This is a genomic window from Klebsiella sp. 10, from assembly GCF_018223925.1.
Lineage (GTDB): Bacteria > Pseudomonadota > Gammaproteobacteria > Enterobacterales > Enterobacteriaceae > Klebsiella > Klebsiella pneumoniae.
In genome coordinates this window covers 37365-57821 of the sequence record NZ_JAGRRB010000001.1, presented here as the reverse complement: position 1 = coordinate 57821, position 20457 = coordinate 37365, and the positions used below count along the sequence as shown (strand labels likewise).

23 protein-coding genes are annotated in these 20457 nt (G+C 58.6%); 9 read left to right on the top strand and 14 right to left on the bottom strand.

Translation table 11 applies throughout. The features are described 5' to 3' along the window. Positions 1–84: 84 nt before the first annotated feature. On the top strand, positions 85–1818 hold the full coding sequence (locus tag KHQ26_RS00300; protein WP_002910885.1) for a potassium/proton antiporter: 1734 nt from the start codon (positions 85–87) through the stop codon (positions 1816–1818). A 16-nt stretch (positions 1819–1834) separates the two neighbouring features. Here KHQ26_RS00300 and dadX read toward each other — a convergent pair whose 3' ends face one another. From dadX to KHQ26_RS00285, 3 genes are all read right to left on the bottom strand, one after another. Next, positions 1835–2905, bottom strand: coding sequence for a catabolic alanine racemase DadX (dadX, locus tag KHQ26_RS00295; protein ID WP_002910887.1), 1071 nt, complete (start codon positions 2903–2905; stop codon positions 1835–1837). Between the two features lie 9 nt (positions 2906–2914). Beyond that, the gene (locus tag KHQ26_RS00290; RefSeq protein ID WP_029496920.1) at positions 2915–4213 is read right to left on the bottom strand and encodes a D-amino acid dehydrogenase; all 1299 of its coding nucleotides are present in this window, start codon (positions 4211–4213) and stop codon (positions 2915–2917) included. A 98-nt stretch (positions 4214–4311) separates the two neighbouring features. After that, positions 4312–4458: a hypothetical protein gene (locus KHQ26_RS00285; protein ID WP_004145506.1), complete on the bottom strand. Its 147-nt coding sequence runs from the start codon at positions 4456–4458 to the stop codon at positions 4312–4314. A gap of 76 nt (positions 4459–4534) precedes the next feature. Between KHQ26_RS00285 and KHQ26_RS00280 the strand changes: the two genes are divergently transcribed. Next, on the top strand, positions 4535–6067 hold the full coding sequence (locus tag KHQ26_RS00280; RefSeq protein WP_002910889.1) for a SpoVR family protein: 1533 nt from the start codon (positions 4535–4537) through the stop codon (positions 6065–6067). A 74-nt stretch (positions 6068–6141) separates the two neighbouring features. Here the strand turns inward: KHQ26_RS00280 and fadR are convergent, their stop codons facing one another. Further along, entirely contained in the window at positions 6142–6861 is a 720-nt protein-coding gene (gene fadR / locus KHQ26_RS00275; protein WP_002910890.1) for a fatty acid metabolism transcriptional regulator FadR, read from the bottom strand. Between the two features lie 80 nt (positions 6862–6941). After that, positions 6942–7073, bottom strand: a complete 132-nt coding sequence (locus KHQ26_RS26165) for a hypothetical protein (RefSeq protein ID WP_004163532.1) — start codon at positions 7071–7073, stop codon at positions 6942–6944. A 36-nt stretch (positions 7074–7109) separates the two neighbouring features. On the opposite strand from KHQ26_RS26165, the gene nhaB reads away from it, so the two are divergent. From nhaB to KHQ26_RS00260, 3 genes are all read left to right on the top strand, one after another. Further along, on the top strand, positions 7110–8660 hold the full coding sequence (nhaB, locus tag KHQ26_RS00270) for a sodium/proton antiporter NhaB (RefSeq protein WP_014343233.1): 1551 nt from the start codon (positions 7110–7112) through the stop codon (positions 8658–8660). 128 nt (positions 8661–8788) lie between these two features. After that, positions 8789–9319 carry a disulfide bond formation protein DsbB gene (dsbB, locus tag KHQ26_RS00265; protein WP_002910894.1) on the top strand — a complete coding sequence of 177 codons (531 nt, stop codon included), beginning with the start codon at positions 8789–8791 and terminating at the stop codon, positions 9317–9319. A gap of 150 nt (positions 9320–9469) precedes the next feature. After that, positions 9470–9814 carry a DUF1971 domain-containing protein gene (locus tag KHQ26_RS00260; RefSeq protein WP_002910895.1) on the top strand — a complete coding sequence of 115 codons (345 nt, stop codon included), beginning with the start codon at positions 9470–9472 and terminating at the stop codon, positions 9812–9814. A gap of 6 nt (positions 9815–9820) precedes the next feature. On the opposite strand, the gene KHQ26_RS00255 is transcribed toward KHQ26_RS00260, so the two are convergent. The 3 genes from KHQ26_RS00255 to KHQ26_RS00245 all read right to left on the bottom strand — a co-directional run bounded on the left by KHQ26_RS00255 (position 9821) and on the right by KHQ26_RS00245 (position 11319). Beyond that, complete coding sequence (locus tag KHQ26_RS00255) at positions 9821–10267, bottom strand: YcgN family cysteine cluster protein (RefSeq protein ID WP_002910896.1); 447 nt, start codon at positions 10265–10267, stop codon at positions 9821–9823. A gap of 94 nt (positions 10268–10361) precedes the next feature. Beyond that, positions 10362–11021 carry a fumarylacetoacetate hydrolase family protein gene (locus KHQ26_RS00250; RefSeq protein ID WP_004175463.1) on the bottom strand — a complete coding sequence of 220 codons (660 nt, stop codon included), beginning with the start codon at positions 11019–11021 and terminating at the stop codon, positions 10362–10364. A 16-nt stretch (positions 11022–11037) separates the two neighbouring features. Beyond that, positions 11038–11319, bottom strand: coding sequence for a YcgL domain-containing protein (locus KHQ26_RS00245; protein ID WP_029496921.1), 282 nt, complete (start codon positions 11317–11319; stop codon positions 11038–11040). Positions 11320–11445: 126 nt separating this feature from the next. On the opposite strand from KHQ26_RS00245, the gene minC reads away from it, so the two are divergent. From minC to minE, 3 genes are read left to right on the top strand one after another with little or no spacing between them, the layout of a single operon-like run. Continuing rightward, positions 11446–12144: a septum site-determining protein MinC gene (gene minC, locus KHQ26_RS00240; RefSeq protein ID WP_002910899.1), complete on the top strand. Its 699-nt coding sequence runs from the start codon at positions 11446–11448 to the stop codon at positions 12142–12144. A gap of 23 nt (positions 12145–12167) precedes the next feature. Next, positions 12168–12980 (top strand): septum site-determining protein MinD, encoded by an 813-nt coding sequence (minD, locus tag KHQ26_RS00235; RefSeq protein WP_002910900.1) that lies wholly within the window; start codon positions 12168–12170, stop codon positions 12978–12980. A 3-nt stretch (positions 12981–12983) separates the two neighbouring features. Further along, complete coding sequence (minE, locus tag KHQ26_RS00230) at positions 12984–13253, top strand: cell division topological specificity factor MinE (protein WP_002910902.1); 270 nt, start codon at positions 12984–12986, stop codon at positions 13251–13253. Positions 13254–13330: 77 nt separating this feature from the next. On the opposite strand, the gene rnd is transcribed toward minE, so the two are convergent. The 5 genes from rnd to KHQ26_RS00205 all read right to left on the bottom strand — a co-directional run bounded on the left by rnd (position 13331) and on the right by KHQ26_RS00205 (position 19790). Further along, entirely contained in the window at positions 13331–14446 is a 1116-nt protein-coding gene (gene rnd / locus KHQ26_RS00225) for a ribonuclease D (protein WP_049257092.1), read from the bottom strand. Between the two features lie 81 nt (positions 14447–14527). Beyond that, a complete protein-coding gene (gene fadD / locus KHQ26_RS00220; protein ID WP_002910904.1) occupies positions 14528–16213 on the bottom strand; it encodes a long-chain-fatty-acid--CoA ligase FadD in 1686 nt (561 codons plus the stop codon). 205 nt (positions 16214–16418) lie between these two features. Then, complete coding sequence (locus KHQ26_RS00215; RefSeq protein ID WP_020804914.1) at positions 16419–17000, bottom strand: Slp family lipoprotein; 582 nt, start codon at positions 16998–17000, stop codon at positions 16419–16421. A gap of 38 nt (positions 17001–17038) precedes the next feature. Beyond that, the gene (gene tsaB, locus KHQ26_RS00210) at positions 17039–17734 is read right to left on the bottom strand and encodes a tRNA (adenosine(37)-N6)-threonylcarbamoyltransferase complex dimerization subunit type 1 TsaB (protein ID WP_004151443.1); all 696 of its coding nucleotides are present in this window, start codon (positions 17732–17734) and stop codon (positions 17039–17041) included. Between the two features lie 145 nt (positions 17735–17879). After that, the gene (locus KHQ26_RS00205; RefSeq protein ID WP_004175456.1) at positions 17880–19790 is read right to left on the bottom strand and encodes an ATP-dependent DNA helicase; all 1911 of its coding nucleotides are present in this window, start codon (positions 19788–19790) and stop codon (positions 17880–17882) included. 131 nt (positions 19791–19921) lie between these two features. Between KHQ26_RS00205 and KHQ26_RS00200 the strand changes: the two genes are divergently transcribed. After that, a complete protein-coding gene (locus KHQ26_RS00200; RefSeq protein ID WP_002910910.1) occupies positions 19922–20266 on the top strand; it encodes a RidA family protein in 345 nt (114 codons plus the stop codon). Here KHQ26_RS00200 and KHQ26_RS00195 read toward each other — a convergent pair whose 3' ends face one another. Then, complete coding sequence (locus KHQ26_RS00195) at positions 20267–20452, bottom strand: YoaH family protein (RefSeq protein ID WP_004145519.1); 186 nt, start codon at positions 20450–20452, stop codon at positions 20267–20269. Positions 20453–20457 lie beyond the last annotated feature (5 nt).

The window sequence follows — 20457 nt, the reverse complement described above, 5'->3', positions numbered from 1 at the left end:
AACGCATAGGCGGATCCCCTGCGAATTGTTAAAATAGTGTCACTTTTAGCCATTTTTTCACGCCAGTCAGGGAGTACGTGAACATTGGACGCCGCTGCGGTCATTAGTCTGTTTATTCTGGGTTCTGTTTTAGTAACCTGCAGTATCTTATTGAGCTCCTTTTCTTCGCGCCTTGGCATCCCGATTCTGGTCATCTTTCTGGCCATCGGGATGCTGGCAGGCATTGACGGCATCGGCGGCATCCCCTTCGACAACTACCCCTTCGCCTATATGGTGAGTAACCTGGCGCTGGCGGTGATCCTGCTGGATGGCGGGATGCGCACCCAGGCCAGCTCCTTTCGCGTCGCGCTGTGGCCCGCGCTGTCGCTGGCGACGGTTGGGGTGCTAATCACCTCGGCGCTGACCGGGATGATGGCGGCCTGGTTGTTCAAGCTGGATCTGATCGAAGGCCTGCTGATCGGCGCCATTGTCGGCTCCACCGACGCCGCGGCGGTCTTCTCGCTGCTCGGCGGCAAGGGGCTCAACGAGCGCGTCGGCTCGACGCTGGAGATAGAGTCAGGCAGTAACGACCCGATGGCGGTCTTCCTGACCATCACCCTGATCGAAATGATCCAGCAGCACCAAACCGGCCTCAGCTGGATGTTCGCCGTGCATATCATTCAGCAGTTCGGCCTCGGGATCGCCATCGGCCTCGGCGGCGGCTACCTGCTGCTGCAGATGATTAACCGCATCGTGCTGCCCGCCGGCCTCTATCCGCTGCTGGCGCTGAGCGGCGGGATCATGATTTTTGCCGTCACCACCTCCCTCGACGGCAGCGGTATCCTCGCCGTCTATCTCTGCGGCTTTCTGCTGGGCAACCGGCCGATCCGCAACCGGCACGGCATCCTGCAGAACTTCGACGGCCTGGCGTGGCTGGCGCAGATCGCCATGTTCCTGGTGCTGGGCCTGCTGGTGACGCCCTCCGACCTGCTGCCGATCGCTATCCCGGCGCTGCTGCTGTCGATGTGGATGATATTCATTGCCCGGCCCCTGTCGGTGTTTGCCGGCCTGCTGCCGTTTCGCGGCTTTAACCTGCGCGAACGGGTGTTTATCAGCTGGGTTGGCCTGCGCGGCGCGGTGCCCATTATTCTCGCGGTGTTCCCGATGATGGCCGGCCTGGACAACGCCCGCCTGTTCTTCAATGTCGCCTTCTTCGTGGTGCTGGTGTCGCTGCTGCTGCAGGGCACTTCGCTGTCGTGGGCGGCGAAAAAAGCCAAAGTGGTGGTTCCGCCCATCAGCTGGCCCATCTCCCGCGTCGGGCTGGATATTCACCCGGAAAACCCGTGGGAGCAGTTTGTCTACCAGCTGGGGGCCGATAAGTGGTGCATCGGCGCGGCGCTGCGCGACTTGCACATGCCACCGGAGACGCGGATTGCCGCGCTGTTTCGCAACAATGTCCTGCTGCACCCCACCGGCAGCACCCGCCTGCGGGAAGGCGATATCCTGTGCGTTATTGGTCGGGAGCACGACCTGCCGGCGCTGGGCAAAATGTTCAGCCAGTCGCCGCCGGTGGCGCTCGATCAGCGCTTTTTCGGCGACTTCATTCTTGATGCTGAGGCCCGCTTCGCCGATGTGGCGCAAATCTACGGTCTCGACGGCGGTGAGGAGTTCCGCGAGCATCAGCAGTCGCTCGGGGAAGTGGTGCAGCAGCTGCTGGGCGCGGCGCCGGTGGTGGGCGACCAGGTGGAGTTCGCCGGGATGGTGTGGACGGTAGCTGAAAAAGAGAACGATCACGTGCTGAAGGTTGGGGTGCGGGTCGCGGAAGACGAGGCGGAGTGATCCGCCCCGGAATAGGTTACAGGGTCACAACTGGCACCCGCGGCGCCAGGGCGCACATCAGCTCATAGCCGACGGTGCCGCTGCTGGCCGCCACGTCGTCGATTTTAATCTCTTTGCCCCACAGTTCGACCGGCGCGCCGATCCCGGCCTGCGGACAAGGCGTTAAATCGACCGCCAGCATATCCATCGATACGCGTCCAACGGTGGTGGTGCGTACGCCATCCACCAGCACCGGCGTGCCGCTCGGCGCCACCCGCGGATAGCCATCGGCATAGCCGCAGGCGACGATGCCGATCCGCTGCTCCTGGGTGGTGCGGTACAGGCCGCCATAGCCAATCGCCTCGCCGGGGCGCAGGTTCTGCACGCCGATAATCTCGCTGCGCAGCGTCATCACCGGCTTCAGCCCGGTGTTGGCGATGTCCTGCCACTGCCCGGAAGGCGACGCGCCATACAGCACGATGCCTGGACGAACCCAGTCAAAATGCGCTTCCGGATGCCAGAGGGTCGCCGCCGAGTTGGCCAGCGAGCGCGGGCAATCCAGCCCCTCCGCCGCCTGTTCGATACGGCGCATCGGCTCGACAATTCCCTGCGGGTTCTCAGCCTCCGCGAAGTGCGACATCAGCGTCATCTCGCCGACGTTGCTTATCGCCCGCAGCTGCTGCCAGACGGTGTGGACCCGCTCAGGCATAAAGCCCAGCCGGTTCATGCCGCTGTTCACCTTGAGATAGATATCCAGCGGCGCGCGCAGCTTCGCCTGTTGCAGGGCCTTAATCTGCCAGTTGCTGTGGACGCTGGTGGTTAAACGATATTGATCCAGCACCGCCAGCTCATCGGCATGGAAGAAGCCCTCCAGCAGCAGGATCGGGCCTTTCCAGCCCTGCTCGCGCAGCAGGATCGCCTCTTCCAGGTTGAGCAAGGCGAAACCATCCGCCGCGCTTAACGCACTCCATACGCGCGCCACGCCGTGGCCGTAGGCGTTGGCCTTGACCACCGCCCACAGGCGCGACCCGGGGGCCGCGCGACGCACTATCTGTAAATTCTGCCGCAAGGCCAGCAGGTCGATGCTGGCCACTACCGGACGGGTCATGCAAGCTCCTTAGTTGTGTGCGCCGTGCAGGTGCTGCGGGCGCGCCGGGGTAAAACCGGGGCTGTAGCGGGCAACCGCCAGATCGTCGTAAGGGATCGCCGGCGTGCGGCCGGAGATCAGATCGCTGATAAGCTGCCCGGAGCCGCAGGCCATGGTCCAGCCAAGCGTGCCGTGGCCGGTGTTGAGCCACAGATTTTTATACGCTGTGCGGCCGACCACCGGCGTGCCGTCCGGCGTCATCGGCCGCAGGCCCGCCCAGAACGTCGCCTGCTCCACGTGGCCGCCGCGCGGGAACAGATCGCGCACCACCATCTCCAGGGTTTCGCGACGCGGCTGCAGCAGCGCTTTGTTAAAACCGACGATCTCCGCCATGCCGCCGACCCGAATGCGCTGATCGAAGCGGGTGATGGCGATTTTGTAAGTCTCATCAAGGATAGTTGAAACCGGCGCGCCGTCCTCCTGAGCGATCGGAATAGTCAATGAGTAGCCTTTCAGCGGGTAGACCGGTATATCCACCAGCCCTTTAAGCATCGCCGTCGAGTAGGAGCCGAAGGCCATCACATAGGCGTCGCCCTTGATAATCTCATCGCCGCATTTCACCCCGGCAATGCGATCGCCCTCGTGCAGCAGCGCATCCACTGCGGTGTTGAAGCGGAAGGTCACGCCGGCCTGTTCCGCCATCGCCGCCAAACGGGTGGTAAACAGCTGGCAGTCGCCGGTTTCATCATTTGGCAGACGCAGGCCGCCGGTCAGTTTGTGGCTTACCTCCGCCAGCGCCGGCTCCACCTCCGCCAACCGCTTCGCTTCCAGCAGCTGATACGGCACGCCGGCGTCCTCCAGCACCGCGATGTCGCGGGTGGCATTTTCATACTGTTTGGCGGTACGGAACAGCTGCAGCGTCCCGCCCTGGCGCCCTTCATACTGAATGCCGGTGGTGTCGCGCAGCGCCTTCAGGCAGTCGCGGCTGTACTCCGCCAGGCGCACCATACGGCCTTTGTTCTCCATATAGTGGCGGGTGTCGCAGTTGCGCAGCATCTGCCACATCCACTTCAACTGGAACGAGGTGCCGTCAAGACCGATCGCCAGCGGCGCATGGCGCTGAAACATCCATTTGATCGCCTTCAGCGGCACCCCCGGCGCCGCCCAGGGCGCCGCATAGCCGGGAGAAATCTGCCCGGCGTTGGCCGCGCTGGTCTCCTCTGCCGGACCGGGCTGACGGTCGATGACCGTCACGTCATGACCCGCCTGACTCAAATACCACGCGCTGGCTACCCCAACCACCCCACTTCCCAGTATGACGACACGCATAGCGACTCCGTAACAGTTAAAGAACAATCATCTAATTACAAATTGATAACTCAGTTGAAAATATTATTCAACATACGCTTTATTTATGGTGAATTAACTCACAGCAAACCGCACCAGCCCTGCGCTGTGAGATTTACGATCTCATGCTGCGCTTTATTTTTACCCAGCATTAAATTCTGCAAACAAGGCAAAAAAACGGCTTTGAGATGGGGAAATCGCGAAGAAAAGCGATTGGCGTACAGCACAGTTTGCTGCACCGTGTTCTATGCTTGTTTAGAGGTTTTCCGTTCAGAGAAAACCAACAACAACGAGGGCGCGCTAATGGCTACGATTGACTCCATGAACAGGGACACCACCCGTTTAAGCGATGGACCCGACTGGACGTTCGAGTTACTGGAAACCTACCTGGCCGAAGTGGACCGGGTCGCCAAGCTCTATCGTCTTGACACCTACCCGCACCAGATCGAAGTCATTACTTCCGAGCAGATGATGGACGCCTACTCCAGCGTCGGCATGCCCATCAACTATCCGCACTGGTCGTTTGGCAAAAAATTTATTGAGACCGAGCAGGCCTATAAGCACGGTCAGCAGGGTCTGGCGTATGAGATAGTCATCAACTCCAACCCCTGTATCGCCTACCTGATGGAGGAAAACACCATCACCATGCAGGCGCTGGTGATGGCCCATGCCTGCTACGGGCATAACTCGTTTTTTAAAAATAACTATCTGTTTCGCAGCTGGACCGACGCCAGCTCGATCATCGACTATCTGATCTTTGCCCGTAAGTACATCACCGAGTGCGAAGAGCGCTATGGCGTCGACGAAGTAGAGAAACTGCTCGACTCCTGCCACGCGCTGATGAACTACGGCGTCGACCGCTATAAACGTCCGCAAAAAATCTCTCTGCAGGAGGAGAAAGCGCGGCAGAAAAGCCGGGAAGAGTATCTGCAAAGCCAGGTGAATATGCTGTGGCGCACCCTGCCGAAGCGCGAGGAAGAAAAAGCGATTGAATCCGCTCGTCGCTACCCTTCCGAACCGCAGGAGAACCTGCTGTACTTTATGGAGAAGAACGCCCCGCTGCTCGAACCGTGGCAGCGCGAGATCCTGCGCATCGTGCGTAAAGTCAGCCAGTATTTCTACCCGCAGAAACAGACCCAGGTGATGAACGAGGGGTGGGCCACCTTCTGGCACTACACCATCCTCAACCATCTCTACGATGAAGGGAAAGTGACTGAGCGCTTTATGCTGGAGTTTCTCCACAGCCATACCAACGTGGTGTTCCAGCCGCCGTACAACAGTCCGTGGTACAGCGGGATTAACCCCTACGCGCTGGGCTTCGCCATGTTCCAGGACATCAAGCGCATCTGTCAGTCGCCCACGGAAGAGGATAAGTACTGGTTCCCCGATATCGCCGGTTCTGACTGGCTGGAAACGCTGCATTTCGCCATGCGCGACTTTAAGGATGAAAGCTTTATCAGTCAGTTCCTGTCGCCGAAGATCATGCGCGATTTCCGCTTCTTTACCGTGCTCGACGACGATCACAACAATTATCTGGAGATCTCGGCGATTCACAACGAAGAGGGTTATCGCGAGATCCGCAATAAGCTCTCCGCGCAGTATAACCTCAGCAATCTTGAGCCGAACATCCAGGTGTGGAACGTTGACCTGCGCGGCGACCGATCGCTGACCTTGCGCTATGTGCCGCACAACCGCGTCCCGCTGGACAAAGGCCGGCGCGAAGTGCTGAAGCATGTGCATCGTCTGTGGGGGTTCGATGTGCTGCTGGAGCAGCAGAACGCCGACGGCAGCATTGAGCTGTTGGACCGCTGCCCGGCGCGGCCGAACGCGCTATAGCATTGCGGGGCGAGTAAAATAACAAAGGGGGCCATTGGCCCCCTTGTTCTGTTTATCGATCGCGAAAAGCCCGCTTAACGCATATTCATGGCTAAATCACCGGGCAGCGATTTCTGCATCCGGTGCCAGATCTCGCCGCTGTCATGGCCGTAGCGACGAACCAGCTCGTAAACCTGGTCATGCAGGCCAGCCTCACACACTTTCGCCAGCTGATGATAGAAACCGAGCGCCAGGCTGCGCGCTTCCGGGCTGGAGAAATAGTGGCGGCCGATGCGGGTATACAACCCCTTCATGCCGTTGAGGATCAGACCGTAGATCGGGTTGCCGGAGGCAAACGCCAGACCACGGAAAATATTATAATCAAGCTCGGCGAAGGCGTCGGCGTGATCCTCCACCTCCCGGGCGCTGTCCAGGACCGCCAGCGCTTTATCCGGATGCTGGCGAAACGCGGTGCGGATAAAAATCGTGGAAATGTTGGTGCGCACGGAGAGCAGATTATCAATCAGCTGCGGCACGCTGTCGTGATCGAGGCGCGCCAGCGTTTCGAGGATATTCAGGCCGGAGGTTTCCCAAAAGTTATTCACTTTAGTGGGCTTACCATGCTGAATGGTCAGCCAGCCGTCACGGGCCAGACGCTGCAATACTTCGCGCAGGGTTGTGCGGGTGACACCGATCAGCTCAGAAAGCTCGCGTTCAGCGGGGAGAATCGATCCGGGAGGGAAGCGGTTATTCCAGATACTCTCAATGATGTACTCTTCCGCGAAACCCGCAGGGCTCTGCGCCTTAATGACCATAGTAAGATTTCCATTACACAGCGTTACAATTGCACTCATCATACCAGAGCCGCTATAGCGCAGATAGCATGGCAAGTGAATTAAAAAGGGATCGCCGTTTCATTTTCCGCTTTTACTTTGCGCTTTTCCTTATCTTCACAAACCGCCAGCGCGGCGCGAAGAAAGTTGCTTCTCATTTTGCTCAACTGGTACTCTTGCCAATCGTTATGCACAAAACCATGCACTCATTGACGGGGAAGGATTCTGTCGTGGAAATTTCTTATGGCCGCGCGCTGTGGCGCAATTTTCTTGGCCAGTCGCCGGACTGGTACAAGCTGGCATTAATCATTTTCTTAATCGTAAATCCGCTGGTGTTCGCCGTGGCGCCGTTTGTCGCCGGCTGGCTGCTGGTGGTCGAGTTTATCTTTACCCTCGCCATGGCGCTGAAGTGCTATCCGCTGCTGCCGGGTGGTCTGCTGGCTATCGAGGCGCTGCTGATCGGCATGACCAGCCCGGCGCACGTCCGGGAAGAGATCGCCGGCAATCTGGAGGTGCTGCTCCTGCTGATGTTCATGGTGGCGGGTATCTACTTTATGAAACAGCTTTTGCTGTTCGTGTTTACGCGCCTGCTGCTGGGGATCCGCAGCAAAATGCTGCTATCGCTGGCCTTCTGCCTGGCGGCCGCCTTCCTCTCGGCCTTTCTCGATGCGCTGACGGTGGTGGCGGTAGTGATCAGCGTCGCCGTCGGGTTCTACGGCATCTATCACCGCGTCGCCTCGGCGCGCCCGGACGATAGCGACCTGCTCGATGACAGCCATATCGAGCAGCACTACCGTGAGGTGCTGGAGCAGTTCCGCGGCTTTCTGCGCAGCCTGATGATGCACGCCGGCGTCGGGACCGCGCTCGGCGGCGTCATGACCATGGTCGGCGAGCCGCAAAACCTGATTATCGCCAAAGCCGCGGGCTGGCATTTTGGCGAGTTCTTTCTTCGCATGGCGCCCGTGACCCTGCCGGTGATGGTCTGCGGTCTGTTAACCTGTCTGCTGGTCGAAAAGTATCGCCTGTTTGGCTACGGCGAACCGCTACCGCCGACGGTGCGCAAGGTGCTGCAGGAGTTTGACGATCGCAGCCGCGCCCAGCGCAGCCGTCAGGAGCGACTGCGGCTGATTGCCCAGGCGCTCATTGGCGTTTGGCTGATCGTGGCCCTGGCTTTTCACCTGGCTGAGGTCGGCCTGATTGGCCTGTCGGTGATCATCCTCGCCACCACCTTTACCGGCGTTACCGATGAGCACGCCATTGGCAAGGCGTTCACCGAGGCGCTGCCCTTTACCGCGCTGCTGACGGTCTTCTTCTCCATCGTCGCGGTTATCATCGATCAGCAGCTGTTCACGCCGGTGATCGAGTTTGTCCTGCAGGCCTCGCCGCACGCGCAGCTGTCGCTGTTTTATCTGTTCAACGGCCTGCTGTCGTCCATTTCGGATAACGTGTTTGTCGGCACGGTCTACATCAACGAAGCGAAAGCGGCGCTCGAACATGGCGCCATCAGCCTGCCCCAGTTTGAGATGCTGGCGGTAGCGATCAACACCGGCACCAACCTGCCCTCGGTGGCTACCCCGAACGGCCAGGCGGCGTTTCTCTTCCTGCTGACTTCCGCCCTGGCGCCGCTTATTAGGCTCTCCTATGGCCGTATGGTGTGGATGGCGCTGCCCTACACCATCGTACTGACGCTGGTCGGCCTGTTATGCGTCGAGTTCACCCTGATGCCAGTCACCGACTGGCTGCTGGCGCACGGCTGGCTGGTGACGCCCACCTTGCCCTGAGTCAGTTTTTGCCCGGGTTCGCCCGGGCGCATCAATAACCCGTTACGGAATATTTTCCGCCGCGCCTCTGGCGTCGGTTCGGTTTTCGTTTACACTGCCATGATTTAGCATCTTCCAGGGAAATGATTATGTTGCAATATTTAAACCAGTGCTCAAGAGGACGCGGTGCCTGGCTCCTGATGGCGTTGACCGCTTTTATTCTCGAACTTGTCGCGCTGTGGTTCCAGCACGTGATGCTGCTGCAGCCGTGTGTCATGTGTATTTACGAACGCTGCGCGCTGTTCGGCATCATGGGCGCGGGACTGGTGGGCGCTATCGCCCCCAAAACGCCGCTGCGCTATGTCGCCATGGCAATCTGGTTGTACAGCGCGATACGCGGACTACAGCTGGCGTGGGAGCATACGATGATCCAGCTGCACCCTTCACCGTTCCAGACCTGCGATTTCGCCGCCCGCTTCCCAACCTGGCTGCCGCTGGATAAATGGCTGCCGCAGGTTTTCGTTGCGTCCGGAGACTGTTCAGTACGTCAGTGGCAGTTCCTGTCGCTGGAGATGCCGCAATGGCTGGTGGGGATTTTCGCCGCCTATCTGCTGGTCGCTATTCTGGTGATCGTTGCTCAGCCTTTCAAAGCGAAAAAACGCGATCTGTTTGGTCGTTAAGCCGCGGCGAGTACAGCCCACAATGAAACGCCCTGCGGGGCGTTTTTTTATGCCTCCTGCGCATCACTGAATCGTTTCATGTCTATGGTTGACCACAGCTGCCAAAAGGCGCATATTAAATACATCTTTTAAAACCCCACAGGAGCTCACATGTCATCTTTACTGATCCCCGCAGACTGGAAAGTTAAACGCTCCACCCCATTCTTTACCAAAGAGAATGTCCCTGCCGCCCTGCTGAGCCACCACAACACCGCGGCTGGCGTCTTCGGCCAGCTGTGCGTCATGGAGGGCACGGTCACCTATTACGGTTTTGCCAATGAACAGGCGACGGAGCCGGAGAAAAAAGTCGTGATTCATGCCGGGCAGTTTGCTACCAGTCCGCCGCAGTACTGGCACCGCGTCGAACTCAGTGACGACGCCCGCTTCAATATTCACTTCTGGGTGGCGGAAGAAACCGACGGTGAAAACGGGCTGTTCCACGCGAAGAAAGCGTGACGGCGCTTAGCGCGCCCTGTCAGGCAGATTGAGGATATGATCCTGCCAGTCGACCACCGTGGACTCAGGCACTGCAATATGGCGAACGGAGATGCGTTCGCCGTGCATCGCCGCTTTTGAGCCAGTCAGCAGCGGGTGCCAGGCCGGCAGAGGCTTGCCTTCCGCCAGCAGGCGATAGGCACAGGTCGGCGGCAGCCATTCAAAGGTCGGCAGATTTTCGCGGGTAAGCTTGATGCAGTCCGGCTCATACTCAAAGCGACGCGCGTAGTTACGACACTGGCAGGTTTTGATATTGAGCTGACGACAGGCGACGTTGGTGAAGTAGATCTCGTCAGTGTCTTCATCCATCAGCTTGTGCAGGCAGCACTGGCCGCAGCCGTCACACAGCGATTCCCACTCCGCGTCGCTCATGTCATCCAGTGTTTTTTGTTGCCAGAAAGGTTGTTCGCTCATCGGAGTGTCCGTCGTTGCCAGTTAAGGGTGCACCTTATAACCAGTCTGGCACGCCGATGCAAGTTTTGCCGCCCCAAAAGGCGGCAAATAGCGCTTACAGCACGCGGGTAGTGAGCGCCAGGTCGTTGAAGCCGACCTCCAGCTCGTCACCGCTGTGCAGCGGCCCCACGCCTTCCGGGGTGCCGGTGAGGATCACATCCCCGGCTTTGAGGGTAAAGAAGCGCGACATATAGGCGATCAGCGGCACAATCCTATGGATCATGTCGGCAGTGGTGCCCTGCTGGCGCACTTCGCCATTAATCTTCAGGCTTAACGACGTATTCTGCGGGTCGCCGTGGAACTCAGCGGCCGGGATAAAGCCGGAGATCGGACAGGCGTTATCGAAGCCTTTGGCCTTCTCCCAGGGTTGTCCCGCTTTTTTCATTTTCGCCTGCAGGTCGCGCAGCGTGAGATCCAGCGCGACGCCATAGCCGGCAATCCCTTTCAGCACATGCTCTTCCGTCGCCTGACGCAGCGTGCTGCCGATAAGCACCGCCAGCTCGACTTCGTGATGCACCGAGCCCAGCCCCTCAGGAAGCACCAACGGCTGACGAAGATCGCACAGCGCAGTCTCAGGTTTAATAAACAGCACCGGCTCTTCCGGCGTCGCACTGCCCATTTCCTTGATGTGTTTCGCATAATTACTGCCGACGCACACTACTTTGCTTACTGGATAATCCAGAAGCGCACCCTGCCAGTTATGATGTTGGTACATTATTTTCCCTCGTGGGTTAATCGGATTGTTTCCCCTGTTCCGCCAGGTGTTTCTTTAGTAGATTTTCAGACGGCGGAGGCAGTTGCAGGTAATAGCCCTGTTCGCTTAACGCCTGTTTCACTTTTTCCAGATCGGCGTTAACCAGTTTTTTGCGCCCATCCAGCGGCAGCAGCATCGCCATTTGCGGCGTGCCAAAGCTGCTCATTAGCTCGTCAGGAACGCGCGAGAAATCGTCCTTTTTTTCGACGTATAAATAGGTTTGTTCACGTTTAGTACTTCGATAGATCACACAAAACATAGTTTTACTCGGAATTAGACCCGTGGTCACTTGCCTCAATATATGAGTGACTATAACATGCCTTTTAGTCTTCGGAATATCACCGCACTTCGGCGGTTGATAAACAGCAAATTGAGTAAGGCCAGGATGTCAAATACGCCAATCGAACTTAAAGGCAGTAGCTTCACGTTATCTGTCGTTCATTTGCACGATGCAAATCCCGAGGTTATTCGTCAGGCGTTAGAAGACAAAATCGCCCAGGCTCCCGCCTTTTTACGTCATGCTCCGGTGGTGGTGAATATCGCCAGCATTGAGGAGGAGGTAGAATGGCGCGCCATCAACGAGGCTATCGCCGCGACCGGTTTACGTATTATGGGCGTTAGCGGATGCAAAATTCCGCGCCTGAAAACCGAAATCGACCGCGCCGGCATCCCGTTATTAACCGAAGGGAAAGAAAAAGCCTCTCGTCCGGCACCGTCCGAACCCACCCCGCCGCCGCCAGTTGCTAGTCAGATCACAAAAACGCGTTTGATTGATCAGCCGGTACGTTCCGGTCAGCGCATTTATGCGCCACACTGTGATCTTATTGTTACAAATCATGTGAGTGCCGGTGCGGAACTTATCGCTGACGGAAATATCCATGTATATGGCATGATGCGAGGACGCGCGCTGGCAGGCGCCGGTGGCGACAGAGACGCCCAGATATTTTGTACCCACCTTGCGGCGGAGCTGGTCTCCATCGCCGGGGAATATTGGCTGAGCGATAACATCCCGGCCGAATTTTATGGCAAAGCGGCGCGCCTGCGTTTAGGTGAAAGCGCTTTGGCAATTCAACCGTTAAATTAATCCCTTTTTAACAAGGAATTTCTATGGCACGCATTATTGTTGTGACTTCGGGTAAAGGGGGCGTTGGCAAGACCACCTCCAGCGCGGCCATCGCTACAGGTTTGGCCCAGAAGGGAAAGAAAACCGTCGTTATCGACTTCGACATCGGCCTGCGTAACCTCGACCTGATTATGGGCTGCGAACGTCGCGTCGTTTATGATTTCGTCAACGTCATTCAGGGCGATGCCACACTGAACCAGGCGCTGATTAAAGATAAGCGCACGGAAAATCTCTACATTCTCCCGGCTTCCCAGACCCGGGATAAAGACGCTCTGACTCGCGAAGGCGTCGACAAGGTTCTCGAAGAACTGAAGAAAATGGAATTCGATTTCATCGTCTGTGATTCCCCGGCAGGCATTGAAACCGGTGCGCTGATGGCGCTTTACTTTGCTGATGAAGCCATCATCACCACTAACCCGGAAGTCTCCTCCGTTCGCGACTCCGACCGTATCCTTGGCATTCTCGCCTCTAAATCCCGCCGCGCGGAAAATGGCGAAGAGCCAATCAAAGAGCATCTGCTGCTGACCCGCTACAATCCAGGCCGCGTTAATAAAGGCGATATGCTGAGCATGGAAGACGTGCTGGAAATTCTGCGCATCAACCTGGTAGGCGTGATCCCGGAAGACCAGTCAGTCCTGCGCGCATCCAACCAGGGTGAGCCGGTGATCCTCGATGCCGCCTCGGACGCAGGCAAAGCCTATGCCGATACCGTTGAACGTCTGCTCGGAGAAGAACGCCCTTTCCGCTTCATTGAAGAAGAGAAGAAAGGATTCCTCAAACGCCTGTTCGGAGGATAAATTATGGCTTTACTCGACTTTTTTCTCTCGCGAAAAAAGAACACGGCTAATATTGCGAAAGAACGCCTGCAAATCATCGTCGCCGAGCGCCGCCGCGGAGACGCGGAGCCGCATTACCTGCCGCAGTTACGCAAAGATATCCTGGAAGTGATCTGTAAATACGTACAGATCGACCCGGAGATGGTCAGCGTGCAGCTGGAGCAGCGGGACGGGGATATATCCATTCTTGAGCTGAACGTGACCCTACCCGAAACGGAAGAGTCGAAATCCTGACCTGTCGCGCTATCGCGAAAAAAAACCGGCTACGCCACGCGCCGCCGGTTTTTTAATGCTCTGAACCTGGCCGCGAACTAGCGCGGAAAGTCGTTTAACAGCCTCTTCAGCCGCTCGGCCATCAGCTCCCCGCGCCAACCGGAAATCAGCTCAGGTTCACCGGCTTGCGTTTTCAGCTGCCAGTGCCAGTTCAGCAGCTGGTTGATCTGCCGACGCGACGCCAGCAGCTCCGCGCTTACGCCCTTCTCCGTGCTCACTTCCTGCACCAGCGCTTTAATATCTTTAAAGACTTTGCGGTAGCCCGGCATGTCGATCAGGTTCTGCAGCGGCGCTGGCAGGGCCGACTCCGGCAGCGCCTGCGCTTTTTCGACCAGGCTAATCAGCGTTTTGCCGTGGAAGCGAATTTCGCTACCGGACAACCCGAGGCTGTCGAGCTCGCCCAGGCTGGTGGGCATATAGCGCGCCACGCTCCACAGATGCTCTTCCCGCACCACAAAGTTTACCGCCAGGTCGCGCTCGCGCGCTTTGCGCAGGCGCCACTCCGCCAACAGCTGCAGACAACCCAGCTGGCGGGTACGCAGCTGCCAGGCGTTGCCGATATCGCGCCAGGCCTCGGCCGGGTCGACCACCTCCTGACGACGCTGCTGCATCACGCGGCACTCGTCGAGCGCCGCCGGCAGCCAGCCAGCGCGATCGGTCTCCGCCATTAACTGGCTGGCGATCGGCAGCAGATACCAGACGTCGGCCGCGGCATATTCACACTGACGCTCAGTCAGCGGGCGCGCCAGCCAGTCGGTGCGGGATTCGCTTTTATCCAGCGCTACCCCGGAATACTCTTCCACCATCGAGGCGAAGCCCCAGGACATTGGGCGGCCGCAGAAGGCCGCCAGGATCTGGGTGTCAATCAGCGGCTGCGGCATCAGGTTAAATGCATTAAGGAAGACTTCTAAATCTTCGCTGCCGGCATGCAGGTATTTAGTCACATCCTGGTTGAGCAGCAGGTCGCGCATCGGCGCCCAGTCGTTAATCGTCAAGGGATCGATCAGAGAGACCTGCTGGCCGTCGAACAGCTGCAGCAGGCCCAGCTGCGGGTAATAGGTGCGGGTGCGGACAAATTCCGTATCCAGAGCGACGGCGGAGGCCGTGCTTGCCGCTTCGCAGACAGCGCGCAGGCCATCGTCGGTGGTGATCATCTGATAGTTCAAAGCATACTCTCTTAACTTGCGCCCATAAAAAACGCCGGCGTAGCCGGCGTCAGGCGACTCATTCGTTACTTAGCCTTTATTGTCCACTTTAGCGCGCGCTTCGTCACGCAGTTCTCGCCGCAAAATTTTCCCGACATTGGATTTCGGCAGTTCGTCACGGAATTCCACCAGCTTCGGCACTTTGTAGCCGGTGAGATGGCGGCGGCAGAACGTAATCAGCGCCTCTTCGGTTAACGCAGCATCTTTCTTGACTACGAAAATCTTCACCGCTTCGCCGCTGCTGCCGGACGGCACGCCGATGGCCGCCACTTCCAGCACCCCGCTATGCTGCATGACCACATCTTCGATTTCGTTCGGATAGACGTTAAAACCCGACACCAGGATCATATCTTTTTTGCGATCGACGATGCGCAGGAACCCCTCTTCATCCATCACCGCGATATCCCCGGTGTGCAGCCAGCCGTCTTTGATAATCTCATCCGTCGCGTCAGGACGCTGCCAGTAGCCCAGCATCACCTGCGGCCCTTTAATACAGAGCTCGCCCGGCTGACCCGGCGCCACTTCGTTATCATCATCATCCACCAGTTTGGCTTCGGTGGAAGGCACCGGCAGGCCAATGCTGCCGCTGTGGTAGTCAATATCGTGCGGGTTAACGCTGACCAGCGGGGAACACTCTGTCAGGCCGTAGCCCTCCAGCAGATATTGCCCGGTCAGTTTTACCCAGCGCTCGGCCACCGCCTGCTGCACCGGCATCCCACCGCCGGCGGACAAATGCAGCGAGGAGAAATCAAGCTGCTGGAACTCTTTGTTGTTCAGCAAGGCGTTGAACAGGGTGTTGACCCCGGTCATGGCGGTAAAAGGATACTTCGCCAGCTCCTTCACCAGCCCGGGGATATCGCGTGGGTTGGTGATCAGCAAATTTTGCCCGCCCAGTTCGATAAACAGCAGGCAGTTCATGGTCAGGGCGAAAATGTGATACAGCGGCAGCGCGGTCACCACGAACTCTTTGCCGCGATGCAGCAGCGGGCCGTAGGTGGCATTGACCTGCTCGAGGTTAGCCAGCATATTGCGGTGGGTGAGCATCGCACCTTTGGCCACGCCGGTGGTGCCCCCGGTGTACTGCAGAAACGCCAGATCTTCCGCAACGATCTCCGGCTTGACGTACTGCATGCGATAGCCGTGCTGCAACGCGCTGCGAAACGAGATGGCGTCCGGCAGATGGTACTTCGGCACCAGGCGCTTAATGTACTTGACCACAAAGTTCACCAGCGTGCCTTTGGCGGTGGAAAGCTGGTCGCCCATGCGCGTCAGGATCACATGCTGGACCTGAGTTTTCGCCACCACTTTTTCCAGGGTATGGGCAAAGTTGGAGACTATGACGATCGCCGCCGCGCCGCTGTCGTTGAGCTGATGCTCCAGTTCGCGCGGGGTATATAAGGGGTTGACGTTAACCACGATCATCCCGGCGCGCAGGATGCCAAACAGAGCCACCGGATACTGCAGCAGGTTAGGCATCATCAGGGCCACGCGATCGCCCTTCTGTAACCCCAACCCCTCCTGAAGATAAGCGGCGAAGGCGCGACTACGCTCCTCCAGCTTACGGTAGGTCATCACTTCACCCATATTGATAAACGCCGGTTGGTCGGCGTAACGGGTGGTGGCATGTTCAAACAGTTCAACCAGGGATTGATAGCGGTCAGGATTTATCTCCGCCGGAACATCTGCGGGATAACGGTTTAGCCAAACCTTTTTCACTGCATCACCTCTGAAATAGTTATTCGTCGTCATCACAGCCCCTGGATAATACATTTTGTTAACATTATATTAACTCAGCGTACCAGTTTATTAATTAGGCAATGAGCAGGTTGCGAAGCGCGTCACTATTTTTTTTCTTATTCGACTGAAAACAAAGAAACAGCGGACCGGCCGCTGTTTCTTTGAACTAACATAAACAACAAAATCATTCGGTTACAACGTTTCTCACCTCAGCAGGGCCGGGATTGTACCAGCCCCAGCCGCCATAGCCGTAGCTCCAGGGGCGCGGACCCAGCATCCACGGGTCGATAGGTTGCGGAGGCATCACCACCTGCTGCACTACGTTCCAGCGCTTGTAGCCGGTGGCGTTCATCAGCATAAATTTATACGGCGTGCTGCCCACCTTGCCGTCAACCACCCCGGCGATCGGTCCGACCACGGTCACTAGTTGACCGCGGAAATCCACCGGATCGAGGAAGCCATTGACGTCAGCAAAAATCCTTCCGCGGGACGGCTCGCCCAGCACTGGCCGCGCGCCGCTGTCCAGCGGTACGGTGGCGATTTCTAAGCGGGTTTTCCCCTGCTGGTTTTGCACATTGACCACCTTACCGCCAAAGCGCGCTTCCTGGCCAACGTACAGCTGCGGGGCGTTCATCACCCGCACCAAATCCTGCTGCGGCGTCGGGCTGGTGCCTTTGATGGCATCCGGCACCGATACGCAGCCGCTTAGCGCAACGGCAACCGCTGCGGCCAGCAGCCAGCGAACGCCCTGTTTTTGACCCGCCATGATGCGACTCCTTTTCTCAGTCTTCTTGTTACTGAGATTCACTCGCGGCCTGGAAGTTTCTTCCACGCCACCTCGTTTCGCAAATAAACCGGCTCCGCTTTCTCCACGGCCACGGTTTTCCCCGCCGCCAGCAGGTAACAGGCTAACGGCAGCATATCCTCCGCCGCCGGCAATTCAATTTCGCCGCTGCTTAAGGTCAGTCCGCTCGCTTTCGCCAGATCCGGCCACGCCTGCCAGCCGGTGCCGACGGTGGCCCATTCGCCGGAAAGCTGTGCCAGTCGTTCGGCTACCGCGTCCGGTTTGAGCACCGCTTCCGTCTCTTCGCCATGCCAGACGCCCTGCTCGTCGCGCTGGTACTCGGCCCAGTAGACTTCGCCCATACGCGCATCAATGGCCGCCAGCACACGGGTGGCGCCGGTTTTGCGCCAGGCGCCCTGCGCCATGGTGGCCAGCGTGGAAACGCCAATCATTGGCAGTTCGGCGCCCAGCGCCAGCCCCTGGGCGATACCGATGCCGATGCGCACGCCGGTAAAGCTGCCCGGACCGCGACCAAAGGCCAGCGCGTCCAGCTCGCTCAGCGTGGTGCCGCTCTCGGTGAGGACCTCCTGCACCAGCGGCAGGATACGTTGGGTATGTTCGCGGGGACAAATTTCGAAATGAGCACTAAGGGTGCCATCATTCCACAGAGCCGCGGAGCAGGCCTCTGTGGCGGTATCGATAGCCAAAATTCGCATGGGTGGTCACGCTCTCGTTACATAGTTCAGGCCTTCAGGCAGCCTGATTTCCGGCAAACGGCCAACCCGCCGCCATGCCGCCCGAAGTCTATTGGGAACCGCTAATTAACAAAATGGCGCGCAGCTTAACACATTTTAGTGCGGATTACCTTGCCGGCGGTACGGCGAGAAAGCGCACCGCCCGACGGATATCGCGGGTTCGCGGCGCCGGCGGCAGACTGGCCAGGAACACCGCGCCGTAGGGGCGCATCACCAGCCGGTTGTCGCAGATCACCAGCACCCCGCGGTCGTCGATATCGCGGATCAGGCGACCCACCCCCTGCTTGAGGGTGATCACCGCATCCGGGAGCTGCACTTCATCGAAGGGATCGCCGCCGCGCAGCCGGCAATCTTCCATCCGCGCTTTTAGCAGCGGATCGTCCGGCGAGGTGAACGGTAGCTTATCGATAATCACCAGCGACAGCGCGTCGCCGCGCACATCGACTCCCTCCCAGAAGCTGCTGGTAGCCACCAGCAGCGCGTTGCCGGCGCTGACGAACTGCTGCAGCAGCTGGCCTTTACTGGTCTCGCCCTGCAGCAGCACCGGTAGCGTCATGGTGGCGCGGAACTGCTCCGCCAGATCGCGCATCATGGCGTGCGAGGTGCACAGCATAAAGCAGCGACCGTCGTTGGCCTCGATCAGCGGCTTGAGCATCGCCGCCAGGTGGCGCGCCGCGCCGGGCTGGTTCGGCAGGGGTAGGTTGCGCGGCACGCAGAGCAGCGCCTGGTGCTGATAGTCAAAGGGACTCGGCAGCAGCAGAGTCTGCGCCTCGTCGATCCCCAGCCGGGCGGTAAAGTGATGCAGATCGTCGTTCACCGACAGCGTCGCCGAGGTAAAGATCCAGCTCCCCGACTTCTGCGCCATCACCTCTTTAAACTTCTCGGCCACGGTCAGCGGCGTCAGCGCGAGAGTAAAGTGGCGCGAGGTACACTCATACCAGTAGCTGTAGCCCGGCTGGTTGATCTCTTTCAACCGCTTCAGGCGCCCGCGATAGAGGGTGGCGCGCTCAAAAGCGGCGTCGAGCAGCGCCGAGCGACCCAGCGAAAGTTTGGCGACGTCATAGCATAGCTCGAGCGCGTCATCGAGCAGCAGCAGCGCTCGCTGAATGTGGCTGTCCGCCAGCAGCTCGCGCAGATTGCCGCGGTAGCCCGGGTCTCCCAGCTGCAGGCGGAAATCCTGCGCGCTTTGCGCCAGGCGGTCGGCGCATTTTTGCAGCTGCTGAGTGTCTTTCAGTTCGGTGCGGTAGGCAATGGTGATGTCTTTCGCCAGGTCCAGCAGCTGGCGGCTGGAGAGCGACTGGCCAAAGTACTGACTGGCGATATCCGGCAGCTGATGGGCTTCATCGAAGATCATCACTTCCGCCTCGGGGATCAGCTCGGCAAAGCCGCTCTCTTTGACCACCATATCGGCCAGAAACAGGTGATGGTTGACCACCACCACGTCGGCGTCCATCGCTTTTTTACGCGCCTTCACCACGAAGCAATCTTTATACAGTGGGCAGTCGCTACCGAGACAGTTATCGTTGGTGCTGGTGACCAGCGGCCAGGCCTGAGAGTCTTCCGCGACGCTGGCGCAGGTGCTGATATCGCCATCCTGGGTTTGATTCGACCAGGAGCGCAGGAGGATCACATCGCTGAGGGTTTGCACCGGCAGATCGCCGCCCGCCAGCGCCTGCTGCTCAAGACGTTCGAGACACAGGTAGTTGGAGCGCCCTTTGAGCAGCGCCAGTTTCCCGGTGAATTTGAGCGCTTTGGCGACGGTGGGCAGATCGCGGCTGTAAAGCTGATCCTGCAGCGCTTTCGAGCCGGTGGAGATAATCACCTTTTTTTTCGCCCGCAGCGCAGGCGCCAGGTAAGCGTAGGTTTTACCGGTTCCGGTCCCCGCTTCCACCACCAGCGGCCGGGAGGCCTCAATCGCTTCGCTGACCGCCACCGCCATCTGGCGCTGCGGCTCGCGCGGTTTAAATCCCGGTATGGCTTTGGCTAGCTGGCCGTCTGCTGCAAAATCGTCGATCACATTGCCCCCTGGTTATTTGGACAGTGATTATGTCAGGGAGGACGGCGTTTCGCCAGTCCGGGTAGTGACGCGAGCGGCACATTATGGCAGTCTTGCCGCAGCCGAATGGAATGCTTAAAGAGGAAAAAGCAATGACAATTACGCGTATTGATGCCGAAGCCCGTTGGTCAGACGTGGTGATCCACAACCAGACCCTGTACTACACCGGCGTGCCGGCAAATCTCGATGCCGACGCTTTCGAGCAGACCGCCAATACCCTGGCGCAGATTGACGCGGTGCTGGAAAAACAGGGCAGCGACAAGTCGCGTATTCTTGACGCCACCATCTTCCTCGCCGATAAAAGCGACTTTGCGGCGATGAATAAAGCCTGGGACGCGTGGGTGGTGGCTGGTCACGCCCCGGTGCGCTGCACGGTGGAAGCGACGCTGATGAACCCGCAGTATAAAGTTGAGATCAAAATTATCGCCGCGGTGTAATTACTCGTCCTCATCCTCATCTTCAAAGCGCGCGACGATCTGCTCGCCGGTATGCGTTGCGCGCAGCTCTTCCGCCACCAGGGCAATCGCCTGGCCGCTGCTTATCCCCTGAGCCATTAGCTCATGGATACGTTCGACCGCTTTTTGCTGTTGCTCGTGGCTCAGCGAAGGTAAACCTGCAAACATCTTTT